Origin of the sequence: Streptomyces sp. NPDC002795 (assembly GCF_042888725.1) — a bacterium.
Lineage (GTDB): Bacteria > Actinomycetota > Actinomycetes > Streptomycetales > Streptomycetaceae > Streptomyces.
Window position 1 is genome coordinate 174566 of the sequence record NZ_JBIAQB010000015.1, and the last position, 16186, is coordinate 190751.

Sequence of the window (16186 nt, forward strand, 5' to 3'; positions counted from 1 at the left end):
ATGGGGCCTGCTCATGGACGTCTCATTCCTGGGGGGACCGAAACCGCAGCGCGGTGTGGGCGTCGTCGCCCCGTTCGACTTCGCTCTCGACCGCGAGCTGTGGCGCTGGGTGCCCGACCACATCTCACTCCACCTCACCCGTACTCCGTTCGTGCCCGTCGAGGTCGGCCTCGATCTGGCGCGCCTGGTCAGCGAGCACGAGACGCTCGGCGAGGCCGTGCGTGCGCTCGGCGCCACCGGGCCGGAAGTCCTCGCGTACGCCTGCGCGTCCGGCAGCTTCGTCGGCGGGCTCGCCGGCGAGCGGGCGCTGTGCGCCGCGATGCGACGGGCCGGGGAGCTGCCCGCCGTGACCACATCGGGGGCCCTGCTCCAGGCCCTGTCCGAACTGGGCGCGCGCCGTATCGCGCTCGTCACCCCGTACACGCGATCGGTCACCGAATCGCTGGAGCAGTATCTGGCGGAGGCCGGCATCACGGTCACCGGGCGGGCCGACCTCGGTCTGACCCGGCACATCTGGAAGGTGCCCTACCGGGATGTGGCGGCGATGGCCAGGGAAGCGGGAAGCTCCGGGGCCGACGCGCTCTTCATCAGCTGCACCAACCTGCCTACGTACGACGTCATCCCGCAGCTGGAGGCGGAGCTGCGGGTGCCGGTGATCTCGGCCAATCAAGTCACGATGTGGGCAGCCCTCGCCCGACTGGGTACGCGTGCCGTGGGGCCCTACCAGGCGCTGCTCGACCCGGCGGCGCGGGTGTGGCCCCCGGCGGACCTGCCGAGCGAACGGCCGAAGGAACAGGAAGGGTGGGCATAGAGCATGACGTCACTGGGATTCCTCTACCCCGGACACTCCGCGGAGGACGACTACCCCCGCATCGAGATGCTGATCGACAGCGATGTGCGGCTGCCCGTCGTCCACACCGACATCGGGGAGGACGCGCACCGTGTCGACGCGCTGCTGGAGATGGGCGCGCCGGACCGCCTCGCCGCGGGCGTCGAGGAGCTGCGGCTGTCCGGCGCGGAGGCGGTGGTCTGGGCGTGCACGTCCGGGAGCTTCGTCCGCGGCTGGGACGGCGCGCACGAGCAGGTCCGCGGCCTCGCGATGGCGGCCGGCCTGCCCGCCTCCAGTACGTCCTTCGCCTTCGCGCACGCGCTGCCGGAGGTGCGGGCGCGGCGGGTGGCGGTCGCCGCGACCTATCCGGAGGACGTCGCGGACCACTTCGCCGCGTTCCTCAAGGCGGCCGGGGTGGAGGTCCTGTCCGTCCGGGGCAGCGGGATCATCACGGCGGCCGAGGTGGGGACGTGGGGCTGGGACGAGGTGCGCGCCATGGCCCGCGCCGGCGACCATCCCGACGCGGAAGCGGTGCTCCTGCCGGACACGGCGCTGCACACGGCGGCGTACGTCCGCGACCTGGAGGCCGACCTCGGCAAACCGGTCCTCACGGCCAACCAGGTCACGGTCTGGGAGGCGCTGCGCCTTGTGGACCGCCGGGTCAACGCGCCGGCCCTGGGCGCGCTCTTCACGAAGCAGCCGTTGGTGCAGGTCTGACGGGTGGCGGCCGGCTTGAAATTGCCCACCCGCCTTGCCACGGTTCGGGAATAAAGCGGAGTGGGCCTCCGTTACTCCGGGGTCAAGCCAGTCAGCCGTAACGTACGTATTCGCAGGAGGACCCGTGATCCGCGGCGCAGCCCAGGGCACCGCCCCCACCCCCCTCTCCGTCCTGGACCTGGTCACCGTGGGAGCGGGTCGCACCGCCACCCAGGCCCTCCGCACCGGCGTCGAGATCGCCCGCCTCGCCGAGGCCCGCGGCTACCACCGCTACTGGGTCGCCGAGCACCACTCGATGCCGGGCGTCGCCTCCAGCAGCCCCGCCGTGATCCTGGCCCACCTGGCCGCCCACACGGACCGCATCCGCCTCGGCTCCGGCGGCGTCATGCTCCCGAACCACGCCCCGCTGGTGATCGCGGAACAGTTCGGCACGCTGGAGGCGATGGCCCCGGGCCGCGTCGACCTCGGCCTCGGCCGCGCCCCCGGCACCGACGGCGCGACCGCCGCCGCGCTGCGCCGCTCGGACCGCCTGAACGAAGGCGCCGACGACTTCCCGCAGCAGCTCGTCGAGCTCACCCGCTTCCTCGACGACGACTTCCCCGACGGCCACCCGTACTCCCGTATCCACGCCGTCCCGGGCCCGGTCCAGGCCACGTCCCCCGGCGGCGTACAGGACCCGAACCGCCCGCCGGTCTGGCTCCTCGGCTCCTCCGGCTTCAGCGCCCGGCTCGCCGCGACCCTCGGCCTGCCGTTCGCCTTCGCGCACCACTTCTCGGCGCAGAACACCCTCCCGGCGCTCGACCTGTACCGCGAGAACTTCCGCCCGTCCGAGCTTCTCTCCGAGCCCTACGCCCTCATCGGCGTCTCGGCCCTCGCGACGGACGACGACGGCACCGAGGCCCGCCGACAGACCCTCGCCGCCTCCCTCAACATGGTGCGACTGCGCACCGGCCGCCCCGGCCTCGTGCCGACGCCCGAGGAGGCGGAGGCGTACCAGTTCAGCGAGATGGAGCGGGACTTCGTCCAGTCCTGGAACTCCAACGTCATTCACGGCAGCCCCGACGAGGTCCGCTCGGGCCTCGACGAGCTGCAAAAGCGCACGGGCGCCGACGAGTTGATGCTCACGGCCAACGCCCACGACGGAGACGTACGACTGCGTTCCTACGAACTCATCGCCGACGCCTACGGGTTGCCGACCGCCTGAAGGTCCCTGGCCGCGTGACGGCGGCGGATCACTCGCGCTCCGCGAGGAGCCCAGAGATACGATCCGCCGCCACCGGCCGCGAGTAGAGCCAGCCCTGCCCGGTGTCGCACCCGAGCCGGCGCAGCCGCTCCGCCTGCTCCGCCGTCTCCACGCACTCGGCGGTCACGGTCAGCCCGAGCCGGTGCGCCAACTGCACGAGCGCCTCGACGATCATCGCGTCCGCCGGCTCCGCGGGCGTGGACCCGTCCCCCTGGAACCCCCGCACGAACGCCCCGTCGAGCTTGAGCACCGACACCGGCAGCCGGCTGAGGTACGCGAGGTTGGAGTACCCGGTGCCGAAGTCGTCGATGGCGATGCGCACACCCATGTCGCTCAGCGCGCGCAGCGCCTGCAACGGCCGCCCGGTCGAGCCCATCACGGCGGACTCGATCAGCTCCAACTGGAGGAGTTCCGGCGGGAGTCCCGTCTCGGCGAGGATCCGCGCGACGTCCGCCACCAGGTCCGAGTCCCACATCTGACGCACCGCCACATTGACGCTCATGAACACCGGCGGCGCATCGGGGTACTCCACCTGCCAGCGTCGCGCCTGCGCGCAGGCCGTCCGCAGCACCCACCGCCCCAACTCCACGATGGAGCCGTCCTCTTCGGCCAGTGCGATGAACCGATTCGGCGTCAGCAGGCCGAACTGCGGGTGCCGCCAGCGCACCAGCGCCTCGACCCCGCGCAGCGCACCGTCCGCCATCTCCACCAACGGCTGGTACTCCAGGGTGAATTCACCCCGGTCGACCGCGGGCCGCAGACTGGACGACAGGGCCTGGCGGGTCACCCGGTGGGCGTTGCGCTCCGGGTCGAAGAAGGTCCAGCGGGCCTTGCCGTCCGCCTTCGCCCAGTACAGCGTGGTGTCGGCCGCCTGCATCAGGGCCGTCGTACTGGTGCCCGCGACCTGCCGCTCGACCACGCCGATCGAGGCGGAGACCGACACCTGCCGGCCGGCCAGGTCGAAGGGCTCCCGCAGCGTGTCGAGCACCGTCCGCGCGAGCTCGGCGACCTGCTCCGTACCGGTGGAGTCCTCGACGAGCAGCGCGAACTCGTCGCCGCCGAGCCGGGCCACCAGCGGGGCACCCGTGGCGCTCTGCGCGCGGTCCGCGCAGTGCGTGAGCCGCTCGGCGACGGCGACGAGCAGCCGGTCGCCGACGGGATGCCCGAGGGAGTCGTTGACCGCCTTGAACCCGTCGAGGTCGAGCAGGCAGAGCCCCACGCGCCCGGTCGCGCCCGTGCTCTCGTGCGTGCCCGACTCCAGGGCGGCGCAGACGCGTTCGAAGAACAGGGCGCGATTGGGCAGCCGGGTCAGCGGATCGTGCAGCTCCAAGTGGTGCAGCCGGTCCTGGAGTCCGCGGTGCGCGGTGATGTCGCTGAGCGAGAGCAGCACGGCCTCCGCGTCCGGGAGCGGTGACACCGTGACGCGCAGCCACATCGAGTGGCCCGAGGGGTGCTTGAGGCGGCGGGTGCGGCTGAGCCGGGCCTGACGCCCGCGCAGGATCTCCTGGTAGGAGTCCGCGGTGCGCGGGTCCGAGTGCAGGTCGAGCAGTTCGTCGACGGCGCGGCCGGCGAGCTGCCCGGCGTTCTCACCGGCGCCATCGCCGCTGTCGTCCCCGCCACTGTCATCCCCGGTGCAGTCCCCTGTGTAGTCCCCGGTGTCGTTCCCGCACAGCAGCGCGCGCGCCGCGTCGTTGGCGCCGACGATCACGCCCTCGCGGTCGACGACCGCCATGGCCAGCGGCGACGTCGCGAACGCCGGCCGGTAGAGGGACTGGGCGGGCGAGGGCCGCGGAGCCGACCGCAGGCCCTCACTCTCCGTGATCTTCGAGCTCTCCGTGAGCCCCGGGATCCCCGCGAGGGGATCGTGGCGTAGGCCGGGCGGGTCCACCCGGCGCGCGGTCGTGGGCCCTTCGGGCTGTGCGCTCACCGCTCGCTCCCGTGGTGCGTCGGTTGGTTGCGTGGTCTGCTGCGGCCGGGTCCCGGCTCGAAAGTGTGCCGATCATAGAGGCAGGTCGGACGGCCTATCCAGCCTGGATCCCGGTGTCCGCGGGTTCCGGGTCGCGGGACCGCGCCCCGGTAGATCGTTTCTGCTCGCCGCTGCCCGGCCTTCTGTCGCGGCCCGACCGCGGGCGATCGACTGTGACGTTCCGTGATCGGCCGGAGTGTCGCCCGCTCACTCATCCGGGCCAGATAAACAGGGCAATTCATATCAAACACCAACACTCTGGGTTGGGTGTCCCGCATTCCCGTCCCGGAGGTCGACTTGCCGCGTCCGCAGCCACTCGGGGGAGTGGACACGCCACGCCCGCGCGCCCTCGCGGCGGCACTCACCGCCTTCGCCGCCGTGGCCGCGATGGGGCTCGTCGCGGGACCGGCCGCGGCCGTTCCGTTCGCGGGGCCCTGTGCGCTGGAGCGCACTCCGGCGCATCACTCCGAGGGCCTGGACACCTGGAATCCGGCGTACCCGAAGCCCAAGAAGACCCTCAACGCCGTGATGGTCTTCCTCTCGTTCCCCGACTCGCGGCCCCTGGCCACGCCCGACGAGCTGGCCTCCGACTACTTCCCGTCCACCAGCCGCTTCTTCCACCGGGCCTCGTACGGAAAGTTCTCCCTGGCCCCGCATCCGCAGCGGCGGTGGACCCAGATGCCGCACGCCTCGACCGAGTACGCCATACAGCGCGACTGGGACGCCGAGCACCGCAGCGCGTATCTGCGGGACGCGCTGAAGGCGGCGGATCCGCACACGGACTTCAGCAAGTACGACGTCGTCTACTTCGTCGCCGACCCGGACGCGCCCGGCGTCGACTCCGACGCGACGAAGGTCGTGAACTTCGACCGGCCGATGCGGGCGGACGGCACGGACATCCGCCGCATCGTGACGGTCTTCGAGCGGCATCCGCCGGACCGCAATGTGCTCGCGCACGAGACCGGTCACGTCTTCGACCTGCCCGACCTCTACCACCGGCCCACCGACGGCAAGGGTGATTGGGACACGTACGTCGGCGACTGGGACGTCATGGGCAGCCAGTTCGGCCTCTCGCCGGACCTGTTCGGCTGGCACAAGTGGAAGCTGGGGTGGCTGGACCAGCGGCAGGTGACGTGTGTGAAGCGGAGCGGTGAGACCCGGCTGACCCTGGAGCCGCTGAGTACGGCGCCGCGAGGGGCGGGCGCGCCGTTCGGTACGGGTGGTGGGACCAAGCTCGCGGTCATCCGTACCGGCGTCGACAGCGCGATCGCCCTGGAGGCGCGGGGCGGGTCCGGCAATGACGCCGCGACCTGTAGCCGGGGTGTCCTCGTCTACCGCGTACGCAGCGATTCCTCGTCCGGGGGCGGCCCCATGGAGGTCCTCGACGCCCACCCCCGTACGGAGGCCTGCTACGGCGAATCCGTCTACCCGCCGCTGGCCGACGCGCCGGTGGGGGTGGGGGAGACCTTCACGGTGCCGGGCGACGGCATCCGCGTCGAGACGGAGGACCGGACGGCGTCGGGGTCGTGGACGGTGAAGGTGACGACGGCGGGGTGATCCTCACCGGCACCGGCGTCACGGCCTCGGGGCTCCGCCCCGGACCCCGCTGCTCAATCGCCGCAGGGGCTGGATTTGCCCACCCGTGCTCCGCGGGGCGCGGCCGGCCCCGGCTCCCCGATGGGGGGTGTGGGTGGCGAAGCCCCCACGGCGCGCGGCGAAGCCGCGCAGAAACGACGACGGCGGCCCGATTCGCGCTTTCCGCGAATACAAGGCCGCCACCGACAACGTGCGCCATCAGGGTCAGGGACTCGAACCCCGGACCCCGCTGCTCAATCGCCGCAGGGGCTTGAAAGACAACGACGAAGGCCCTCGCCGTAGCGAGGGCCTTCGGTCTGTGCGCCATCAGGGACTCGAACCCCGGACACGCGGATTAAGAGTCCGCTGCTCTAACCAACTGAGCTAATGGCGCCGGTTGACGTCGTAGACATTAGCATCAGGATCGGGGGCAGGAAAAATCGAAATGCGTACCGTGGCCTGCGCACTCGCGCGGGCGGCCCGGACGCATGCCCAGCGCATGACCTCGGGCCCCGGCAGCCAGGGGTGACGGGTGTCGGGGGCGACCACCCAGCGGGACTCCTGGCGCTGGTCGGGCCGGAGCGCGGCGTGGGTCGTGGGGGCCGGTCCCGTGACCGCGTCGCCGGCGCCGTGGTAGAGCAGTGGTGGCACCGCGGGGCCCCACTCCTCCCAGTGGAGGAGGGACGGCAGACGCTGGGCCGTGCCCGGCGCGGTGAACAGGAGCATGCGGCCCCGGTGCGTGGCGACGGGTCCCGAACCGGGCCCCTCGGACCAGAGGCGGTCTAACATCCGCCGGCCGAAGATCGCGGGCACGTTCACCACGTCGAAGACGGATCCGCAGGGGAGGACGACGGGGGCCGTGGGCCGCGCCTCCCAGTGGGCGAGCGTGGAACGGGGGTACGCCCCGGCGGAGGCGAGCCAGGCGGCGCCCTCCGGGGTGACGTCGCAGATGTCGAAGTGGTCGTGCGCGCCAGGGGCCGTAGCCGACGGGGCGTGGGGGGAGTACGGAGGCGTCGCGGTGCTCATGCCTCATACATCTACAGGGGGTGAGGGGGCGATTGCCGCGGGTTGCGGAAAATCGGGACAGGACTGGGCGGGGTGGAGTATCTTGCCCACTGGCATATGCCAAATGATCATTACGGTCCCGTAGCGCGACCCCGGCGACGGCCCTCGTTACGTCGTCCGATCCCTGGCCCCGCGCAGCAGATCGCGGCCGAACTCGACCATCTTCTTCGCGTAGTCCTCGGTCCAGTCCGCGCGCTCCGCGATGTCCGCCGTGGTGAGCCGGTCGAAGCGGCCCGGGTCGGCGAGCTGGGCCGCGGCGACGGCCTGGAACTCCATGGACCGGTCCGCCGCGGAGCGGAACGCGTGCGTCAGCTCCGTGGCGCGGGTGAGCAGCTCGCGGGGGTCCTCGATGGACTCCAGGTCGAAGAAGTGCTCCGGGTCGGCGGACGCCTCAGCGGGTTCGAAGATCAGCGGGGCGGGTCGCAGCCGGGGCTGGTGGGTGCGGTTGGGCTCCGCCATGGTGTGGCCTCCTGTTGCCGGGGTGGCCCGCGGTTCCGTGTCGGGCCACCTTCCATTGTCCGTCGGCCCGCAAGTGGGCGTTGGGCTCCGGCCGGGGACGGGCTCAAAAGATCGGGGCTCCGCCCCGGACCCCGCTGCTCAATCGCCGCAGGGGCTTGAAGAGCCCAGTCCGCCGCAGGGGCTTGAAGAGCCCTGCTGGATCCGGTGTTCCGCCAAGCGGGCCAGTACCGAGTGGTTCGCCTCCCAGCCGTCCGGGAATTTCACCGTCACTCCGAGTTGCACCGGATCCGCCGACGGGTGTTCGTCCAGGAGGTCCGCGACTCCGGCCCGGCACACCACCACGCACGCGTGCCGGTGCCGCGACGTGAGGACGCAGAGCCGGCCCGTCTCCAAGTGGAACGCCGTCGCGTCCGGGCGGCCGGACAGCGGGTGCAGGACGACCGTCACGTCGAACTCCCGGCCCTGCAACCGGTTCGCCGTGTCCACGGTGACGTCGTGCACATCCAGCTCGGCCAGCGCCGCCCGTACCGCCGCCGCCTGGTCACGGTGCGCGGTGCCGACGCAGATCCGCTCGGCCGTCAGCGCGCCCTCGCCGGACTCGGAGCGCGTGACGCCCTCCCGGTCGAGCAGCCGCCGTACGACCAGGGCCACGGCCCGTACCGCCTCCGGGTCCGTACGTGGCGTGTGCGCGGCGGGCAGTTCGAGCAGGCCCCAGCCGGAGGCCGCGGCCTCGTCGATGACCTGGTCCGGGCCCGAGCCGTCCGACGCCAGCTTGAACTCCAGCTCCCGGTCGCCCTCCTCCGTGCCGCTGCGGAACCGTGTGTACGGGTAGAACGCGTCGGAGACCAGGGGCGCCGCCGAGGCCGGGAGGCGCCAGGAGACCGGGAGCCGGTGCTGCGGCAGCTGCGGGTTGTGGGCGAGCAGCGTCGACACCGCCGAGGCCGACGGGTCGTAGGACAGGCCCGCCCACTGTTCCGCCCCGACGATCGAGAACGGGTCCAACTGCCCCGGATCGCCCACGAACAGCGCCCGCTCGAACAGCCCCGCGACGGCCAGCAGGGAGTCGGAGCGCATCTGGTACGCCTCGTCGACGATCGCGTGCGGCCACGGGGTGACGTCCTTGACGTGCGCCCACTTCGCGGCCGTCGAGACGACGATCGGCAGTGGGGCCAGATCGCCGACCTTCGTCGACAGGCGGACGGTCGGCAGGTCGTCGAGCGCCTTCTCGTACGCGTCCGGGTCGCTGCTGTGTAGCCGGCCGACGACGAGCTCCGGGTTCTTCGCATGGAGGCGGAGCACCAGGTCGTCGACCTGCGCGTTCGTCTGCGCCACGATCATCAACGGGCGGCCCGCTTCCGCGAGTTCGAGCGCCGCTCGCACCACGAGGGTCGACTTTCCGGCACCGGGCGGCGAGTCGACGACGATGCCGCGCGCCGTGCCGTGCAGGGTGTCGCGGAGGATGGCGGCGGTGGCCTGCCCGGCCGCGTCGGACGGGCTGAGGGCCGTGGTCGTCGTGGTCGTCGTGGTCACAGCACGTCCTCCGAAGTCACGGTGTCGGGTGTCTCCGCGTCCGTACCCGGCGGGCCGCCGTGCGTCCACGGTGTCTCCTCCGGCTCCGGCAGCTTGGGGCCGCCGCGCTGCTCGTGCTCGAACAGCGTCCAGCACACCCGCTCGCCCTTCTCCGGCAGCGAGCCTTCGGCGGGCTCCTTGCCGCGGCCCATCTTGTCCAGGATCCGCAGCACGACCGCGGAGGTGTCACCCTCCTCGTACTCCACGAACTCGGCCGTCTGCGGCTTGCCTTCGAGCGTGCGGTACACCTTCACGCCCACGCCGAGGCGCGGCCTGTCCTCCGTGCGGAGCGTGACGAGCGGGCGGGGCCGCTTCTTGTCGTTGTACGCCGCCACCACCTCGGTCACCTCGCCGGCGAACGCCTCGCCGGAGAGGCGGCGGCCCGCCATCACCAGCGGGTCGTCCAGCGCCTCCTGCGCGTCCAGGCGGGCCTGCTCGCGCTCGCGCGTCGCCAGCTTGTTCGCCGCCGTCACCGCGTCGTCGCGGCGCGGCTGCGGGGGTTCGCCCGCGAGGACCCGGTCGCGGTGCCCGGTGAACGACCAGCGGTCGCGGGTCCAGCGCTCCGCCGCGTACGCGCCCTCTGGCAGCGTGCACAGCTGGTCGAGGCCGCGCCACACCGCGTCCCACGTGGGCCGCGTGCGGGACTCGACCAGGGCGTGGATATCCCGCTCGGCGGCGGTCAGTTCGGCGAGCCGGCCGTCGGCCTCGATCGCGTCCTCCGCGGCCGCGTGGCGCGTACGGGCCCTGTCGTAGCGCTCGATCGCGGGCGCCAGCAGCTTGTTGTCGAAGGCGGGGTCCGTGGCGGGGCCCGCCGGCGGGCAGAGCAGCTGGCCGTGCCTGTCGCGGTCCAGCTCGGCGCTGAGCGCGGCCTCGGCGCCGGACGTGCCCTCCGGTGCCTCGATCCAGGCGAGCAGCGCGCCCAAGTGCTGGTCCTCCAGGCTCGACTGGCCCGTCGCCCAGTGCCGCGACAGCAGGTCCGTCATCGCGAGGAGCAGGGCGGAGCCGGGGACCCGCGCGCGCTCCCCGAAGTGCGTGAGCCAGCGGCCGAGGAGCGGGACGTGCGGCGGCGCGGGGTAGGGCGTCTCCGGGTCCTGCTCCGCGGTGCGGCGAAAGCGCATGGAGCGGCCGAGGAGGCGGACGAACTCGATGCCCGCGCGGCCCGGCACGATCAACTGCGGGGCGTCCGCGCACAGTTCGACCTCGACCTTGACCTTCTTGCCGGTCTCCGGGTCGACCTCGCTGCGCTCGGCGGCCTCGATCTCGGTGGCGTACGTGTCGATGTACGGCAGTACCTCGTCGGCCAGTTGCGTCAGGAACGCGAAGCGGAGGTCGCGGTCGCGGGGCTGCGGGACGACCAGGAGGCGCGGTGACGTGCGCTCGGTGCCGACGAGCGCGCCGAGCGGGGCGCCGGTCTCGCCGGCCGTCGTGAGCGGCACGACCACCAGGGGCTGCTGGGACAGGTGGCGGTGCCGGACGGTGGCCGTGGGCTGGGCGCGGCCCGTGCTCGTGGCCTCCAGCCGGGCCAGGTGGTTGATCAGGCTCACCGGCGCTTCTCCTTGGATTCCGCGCCGCCGCGCCGCGTGTTCCGGGTCAGCATCGGGCACCCCCGAGCGCTTCTTGCCTCAGCGTCGCAGCCCGGCGCAGCGCCGCCACCGTCGGGTCCGCCGGGTCTCCCGCCTCGCCGTGAGCCGCGGCGAGCACCTCGTCGACCGTCGTCAGCGAGCCGAGTTCGGCGCGCAGGGGGCGGCCGAGTGCGGTCACCGCGCCCTCCCCGCGCGCGTGGTCACGGCAGTGGAAGGCCAGTTCGCACGCGGCCAGGCACTCGGGCGCGTACGTCGCGGGGACCGACTCGACCGCGGCCGTCAGCTCGGCGGCGGGCAGCTCCGGGTCGAAGACCGTGCCCGGCGGGAGCGCCGCCGCGATGTCCTCCACGCGGGTCAGGCGCGCCAACTGGCGGCGCGTCACCGAGCGTTGCTTACGTACGTCGACCGCCGACGCCGCCGGCAGGTTCGAGAAGTCCTTGGGGCAGACGAGGACGATCCGGTCGCGGACCCGCACCCCCGCGTCCGGCATCCGGGCCGCCACCTCCTCCAGGGCCAGCACGTACACCGCCGCCTGCCGGGCCGCCGCCCCCACCTTCGACGCGTCCGCCGCACCGTCGATCATCGGGAAGGACTTGATCTCGACGACCGTCCAGCTGCCGTCCGGGTGCACGACCACCGCGTCCGGCTCCAGGAACGCCGGGCTGCCCGCCACGTCGAGCGCCAGCATCGGGTGGTCGAGGAACGTCCAGGTCCCCGGCGACTCGACGGCCTCCCGCAGGGCGAGCGCGGTGCGCGCCGTACGACCCTCGGGGCCGATCGCGGAGAGATCCGGGGCCCGTACGAGATCGGGGGTCGGCTCGGGCGCGGTGCCGTCCACGCGCGCGTGGACGAGCCCCAGCAGGTCCGCGCCGCCGTCCGACTTGACGCGTGCCTCGAACACATTGCCGCGGGCGAGGGCGAACTGGGACTGGCCGAACGCCGACGGTGAGCCCAACGCATCCGCTATGCGCGCCTTGTCGACCCCCGCGCCGTCCAGGAGTGCCCGCCTTCGGCAGCCCGGATTCGCCGCGAGCGCGGCGAGGGCCCGGGCGTCCAGCGGACGCGGCGGATGGTCGGGGCCGCGCAGCTCAGCGAGCCGGTGCCGCAGCCCCGTCGTCGCTGTCCTGCTGCGCGGCTTCCTTGCGCTGTCGGGGAATTCGCTCACCCTGGGAAGTCTGGCACTCTCCACTGACAATCGGGGTGTGCGTGGCGGAAGGGGAGGCCACGGCCCCCGCGAGCACGCCTTGCGCGCGGTCCTTCAGGAGCGCCGCGACGATCCGCACCGGCTTCGTCAGGAGCAGGCCCGCGGCCATGATGGCGGCCCCGGCGAGCGCGTCGAAGAAGTAGTGGTTGGCCGTGCCCATCACGATGACCGTGGTGAACAGCGGGTACGCGACGGCCGCCGCCTTCACGTACGGGGAGCGGGCGTGCCGCCACAACAGGACACCGCACCACAGCGCCCAGCCGACGTGCAGGCTGGGCATCGCCGCGTACTGGTTGGTCAGGCCGCCCATGCCCTTGGGGGCGCTGGCCGCGCCGCCCCACCAGCCGTACGAGCTGTAGTAGGCCATCGTGTCGATGAAGCCGTGGTGCGCGGCGAGCAGCCGGGGCGGGCTGGTCGGCAGCAGGACGAAGCCGACGAGGCCGATCATCGTCGAGGTCATCAGCCACGTGCGGGCCGTCCGGTAGATCTCGGCGCGGCGTCGGAACAGCCAGACCAGGACGATCGGCGTGACCAGGTAGTGGAGCGAGGCGTACCAGAAGTCGGCGGGTATGCCGATCCACGGTTCGCGGGTGAAGAGACGGTTCAGCGGGTGTTCCAGGTTCAGGTGCACGGCCTGCTCGGCCCGGAGGATCGCGAGACCGTGGTCGACGGCCTGCCCGACGTTGCCGCCGGCGAGCAGGCGGCCCGCCGAGTACGCGCCGTACACCAGGAGGACCAGCGGCAGTTCCGTCCACCAGCGGAGCCCGGCGCCGGGTGTCGCTTCCGTGCGCGGTGCCTCGTCGGTCTGCGACATGCGGGCCGCTCCCCCTCTTCGTTCGTGCGGCGGCCTCTGGCCACGGCCTCGCTTTACGGTGTATATGGGCCTCTGCATGGGTGACCCCTGACCCTCCTAGACGCAGCGATCACACTGCGGGTTGCCCGTTGGGCGGCCTCCCTGTGGGTTGCGCGATGATGGACGGGGCGATCCTTCCCGCTCGCCCTATGTTCACCCTTGAACCCTTGTAGTTGCTTGTAGTTTCGAAAGAGGCCTGCTCATGGCACCGCGCATCCTGTTGGCCCGGCACGGACAGACCGAATGGTCGCTGTCCGGACGGCACACCGGGAGGACGGACATTCCACTCCTGGAGGAGGGCAGGCGCGGCGCGAAACTGCTCGGTGAGCGGCTCGGCCGCGCACCCTTCGACAAACAGCTCGGGCTCGACGGGGTCGAGGTGCGCACGTCCCCCCTGGTGCGCGCGAGCGAGACCTGCGAGCTCGCCGGATTCGGGGAGCGGGCGAGCACGTGGGACGCGCTCATGGAGTGGGACTACGGCGCGTACGAGGGGCTGACACCGGCGCAGATCCAGGACGTGCGGCCCGGCTGGTTCATCTGGCGGGACGGGGTGCCCGAGGGGGAGTCGCTCGCCGAGGTCACGGCGCGGGCCGACGAGGTCGTGGAGTGGGCGCGCTCCGCCGACCGCGACGTCCTGGTCTTCGCCCACGGCCACATCCTGCGCTCGATCGGGGCGCGCTGGCTCGGCTTCCCGCTGGATTTCGCCGCGCGGATCCGGCTGAACCCGACGTCGCTGTCCGTACTGGGATGGGCGTACGGAGAGCCGGCGCTGGAGTCGTGGAACGACACGGGTCACCTGGCGGCGGGCTGAACCCGTCGCTGCTGACCGGCACCGGGGTCCTTGAGCCGTACCGGGGTCGGCGCCTGCCCTCATCGTCGCGCGGCGTCGGGGGCCGCCTTGCCCACCCTGCCGCCCAAGGCGGCAGATTGCCCAAGGCGGGCAGGCGGGTCGGTTACGCCGAGCGGCGCGACATCGCGTGGGTGTCCAGGAACGCGGAGACGCCCGACGAGCGGCGGTGGGGGAGGAGCACCCGGGCCGTCGTGGCCAGCATGCCCTCGATGCGGGACGAGCGGACGTCCTGGAGGAGGTTGAGCGTGCGCAGGCCGGCGGAGGCCGATTCCGCGGGGTGGCCCGCGCGCGCCAGGTCGTCGGCCAACTCGGCGGTGTACAAGGCCATGTTGCGGGTGAAGTGCGGGTCCTGGAGGGCCACCGCGCGCCGCGCGTGCAGGGACGCGCGGTCCCAGCCGCCCAGCGCCGACCAGCACTGCGCCTCAAGGCCCTCCAGCTCGGCCTCTCCGTAGAACGACATCCACTCCGGATCCGCGTCCGACGCCCCCCGCGCGAACAGCGCCTGAGCGCGGGCGAGGGAGCGTTCGCAGGAGGACTGGTCGCCCAACCCCGCCCAGCCGCCCGCCTCTCGTAGGGCGAGCAGGGAGAGCAGGCGGGGGGAGCCGAGGCGGGACGCCACGCGGGTGGCCGCCTGGGCGGCGCGTACCGCCTCGCGGGGACGCCCCGCGTCGCGCGCCAGGAACGCCGTGTTGCAGAACGCGTGCGCCTCCAGCGCCTCGTCGCCCGCCATCCGCGACGTCGCGAGCGCCTCCGCGTAGTGCGAGCGCGCGTCGTCGAAGCGGCCCGAGTCATGGGCCAACCAGCCGACGGAGATGGCCAGTTCGCCCGCCCCGGCCTGGAGGCGCTCGATGACATCGCGCCGGCCCGCGCCCGCGTCGAGCAGTTCGAAGGCGGTACGCAGTGGGGCCGAGGCCCGCCGGTACAGGCCGTCGGCGCCGTGCCGGTCGTCGAGCAGCCGGATCCGCCGGATCGCCTCCTCCACGGCGCCGATCCCGGCCCGCGCCGGGTGCCGGTCGAGGTCCGCGGGAGGCGTGGGGATGCCGAAAGGGGCCAGGGTGGCGACGGCCACGGTGGCCGTCGAACCGGTCATGCCGGTCATGAATGCGCGACGTCGCACGTCGCTCTCCTTGTTCTCTGCGTGCTCTGCGTGGCGCGTGTACTGCGCGCCGACGGTGGCGGCGGGGCGCGCACCCCGGCCACGTACCGCAGTGCGGGGCGCGAACCCCAGGTCCGCGAGGGTCCGGCCCGGGAACATGTGCAGGAACACCCGCTCGTACGCGTAGTTGGGGCAGCGGATCTCGCCGGCCTCCACGCGTCCGATGTAGCGCGCGTCGCAGCTGACCCGCTCGCCGATCTCCCGGGCCGCGCGCCGCACCGCGGCCGCGAACTCGCCCGGCGAGCGCTGACCACGCAGCTCCCGGAAAGCGAGGTTCGGTCGTGGAGACTGCGGCGTCGAGATGTCCGAGGTGATCGGCGACGACGTCATGAGCGGGTCCTCCCGTGCGAACCGTGCCGGACGGCAGGGAAGTTGCCGAGCGCCCGGGGTCCCGCGAGCGCGAGCGCGAGGGAGGGCTGCCGCAACTTCCTTGTTCCGGCGAGGCTCGAAGGTACCGGCTGTCACGACCGCGACACGCTGAGTTTGGCTACAAACCGGATATCTCAACCACGATCCGCCATGAACTGCCATCCTTTGCGGCGGCGTGCCGCCGTAGCTGTTGACGGCACGTGCGCGTTGAACCATGCGGCGAAACCCCACGAGCGAGGAGGGGCCGACGTGTTGGACGCGGTCAAGACCACGGTGTCACTTCCCACGACTCCCACGACGGTGCGGCATCGGCCGAGCGAGGAGTGCAGCGTGTCGCCGCCCGGCGAATGCGACCTGGTCACGGTGCCATCCCGGCAGGGCCTCGAAGCGGTCGACATCCTGCGCCGCGGCTGTACGGAAACGGTTGGCCCGGTGCTGCACGACGGTGGCGGCGACACCCTCGGCTTCCTCGTCCCGCCCGGCACCGCCGACGGCTGGGACCTCCCCGGCAGCGACTGCACGCACACGCAGGGCCGCGGCCTCACGATCGGCGCGCGCCCCGACCCACCGGCCGACGGCACGGGCTGGCTGCTCCCACCGGACCCCGCGGAACAGCCCACGGACCTGGTCACCGACCCCACGGTGCTGCGCGCCGCACTCGACGAGGCGGCACGCATGATCGAGGCGGCGGACAACTGCCGTTGAGCCTGTGCGTGCCGGGGGTTGGGTTTCGGAGTGGCCCCGGTGC

Annotated in this window: 14 protein-coding genes and 1 tRNA gene; 6 read left to right on the plus strand and 9 right to left on the minus strand. The window is 72.6% G+C overall.

Annotated features, from left to right (window positions below; translation table 11 throughout):
• Positions 1-13 precede the first annotated feature (13 nt).
• The 3 genes from ACFYWS_RS35760 to ACFYWS_RS35770 all read left to right on the plus strand — a co-directional run bounded on the left by ACFYWS_RS35760 (position 14) and on the right by ACFYWS_RS35770 (position 2750).
• Entirely contained in the window at positions 14-811 is a 798-nt protein-coding gene (locus ACFYWS_RS35760) for an aspartate/glutamate racemase family protein (protein WP_389283419.1), read from the plus strand.
• Between the two features lie 3 nt (positions 812-814).
• Positions 815-1546 (plus strand): decarboxylase, encoded by a 732-nt coding sequence (locus ACFYWS_RS35765; RefSeq protein WP_389283421.1) that lies wholly within the window; start codon positions 815-817, stop codon positions 1544-1546.
• A gap of 124 nt (positions 1547-1670) precedes the next feature.
• The gene (locus ACFYWS_RS35770) at positions 1671-2750 is read left to right on the plus strand and encodes an LLM class flavin-dependent oxidoreductase (RefSeq protein WP_389283422.1); all 1080 of its coding nucleotides are present in this window, start codon (positions 1671-1673) and stop codon (positions 2748-2750) included.
• A 28-nt stretch (positions 2751-2778) separates the two neighbouring features.
• Here the strand turns inward: ACFYWS_RS35770 and ACFYWS_RS35775 are convergent, their stop codons facing one another.
• The gene (locus ACFYWS_RS35775) at positions 2779-4716 is read right to left on the minus strand and encodes a putative bifunctional diguanylate cyclase/phosphodiesterase (RefSeq protein ID WP_389283424.1); all 1938 of its coding nucleotides are present in this window, start codon (positions 4714-4716) and stop codon (positions 2779-2781) included.
• Positions 4717-5022: 306 nt separating this feature from the next.
• Here ACFYWS_RS35775 and ACFYWS_RS35780 point away from each other — a divergent pair, with 306 nt between their 5' ends.
• On the plus strand, positions 5023-6312 hold the full coding sequence (locus ACFYWS_RS35780; protein ID WP_389283425.1) for a M6 family metalloprotease domain-containing protein: 1290 nt from the start codon (positions 5023-5025) through the stop codon (positions 6310-6312).
• Positions 6313-6650: 338 nt separating this feature from the next.
• Here ACFYWS_RS35780 and ACFYWS_RS35785 read toward each other — a convergent pair.
• The 7 genes from ACFYWS_RS35785 to ACFYWS_RS35815 form a co-directional block, all read right to left on the minus strand.
• Positions 6651-6724 (minus strand) — tRNA-Lys (locus ACFYWS_RS35785).
• Positions 6715-7356 carry a bifunctional DNA primase/polymerase gene (locus tag ACFYWS_RS35790; protein ID WP_389283427.1) on the minus strand — a complete coding sequence of 214 codons (642 nt, stop codon included), beginning with the start codon at positions 7354-7356 and terminating at the stop codon, positions 6715-6717. The genes ACFYWS_RS35785 and ACFYWS_RS35790 overlap by 10 nt, the downstream gene beginning before the upstream one ends.
• A 147-nt stretch (positions 7357-7503) precedes the next feature.
• Positions 7504-7854, minus strand: a complete 351-nt coding sequence (locus tag ACFYWS_RS35795; RefSeq protein ID WP_389283428.1) for a hypothetical protein — start codon at positions 7852-7854, stop codon at positions 7504-7506.
• Between the two features lie 138 nt (positions 7855-7992).
• The gene (locus ACFYWS_RS35800; protein ID WP_389283430.1) at positions 7993-9384 is read right to left on the minus strand and encodes an AAA domain-containing protein; all 1392 of its coding nucleotides are present in this window, start codon (positions 9382-9384) and stop codon (positions 7993-7995) included.
• Positions 9381-10967, minus strand: a complete 1587-nt coding sequence (locus tag ACFYWS_RS35805; RefSeq protein ID WP_389283431.1) for a hypothetical protein — start codon at positions 10965-10967, stop codon at positions 9381-9383. Before ACFYWS_RS35805 ends, ACFYWS_RS35800 begins: the two co-directional genes overlap by 4 nt.
• 46 nt (positions 10968-11013) lie before the next feature.
• Positions 11014-12171 (minus strand): hypothetical protein, encoded by a 1158-nt coding sequence (locus ACFYWS_RS35810; protein ID WP_389283432.1) that lies wholly within the window; start codon positions 12169-12171, stop codon positions 11014-11016.
• Entirely contained in the window at positions 12095-13024 is a 930-nt protein-coding gene (locus ACFYWS_RS35815) for a phosphatase PAP2 family protein (RefSeq protein ID WP_389283434.1), read from the minus strand. Before ACFYWS_RS35815 ends, ACFYWS_RS35810 begins: the two co-directional genes overlap by 77 nt.
• Positions 13025-13265: 241 nt before the next feature.
• On the opposite strand from ACFYWS_RS35815, the gene ACFYWS_RS35820 reads away from it, so the two are divergent.
• Complete coding sequence (locus ACFYWS_RS35820) at positions 13266-13874, plus strand: histidine phosphatase family protein (protein WP_389283436.1); 609 nt, start codon at positions 13266-13268, stop codon at positions 13872-13874.
• 142 nt (positions 13875-14016) lie between these two features.
• Here the strand turns inward: ACFYWS_RS35820 and ACFYWS_RS35825 are convergent, their stop codons facing one another.
• Positions 14017-15399, minus strand: a complete 1383-nt coding sequence (locus ACFYWS_RS35825) for a tetratricopeptide repeat protein (RefSeq protein ID WP_389283438.1) — start codon at positions 15397-15399, stop codon at positions 14017-14019.
• Between the two features lie 339 nt (positions 15400-15738).
• Here ACFYWS_RS35825 and ACFYWS_RS35830 point away from each other — a divergent pair, with 339 nt between their 5' ends.
• Positions 15739-16143: a hypothetical protein gene (locus ACFYWS_RS35830; RefSeq protein WP_389283470.1), complete on the plus strand. Its 405-nt coding sequence runs from the start codon at positions 15739-15741 to the stop codon at positions 16141-16143.
• Positions 16144-16186: the final 43 nt, after the last annotated feature.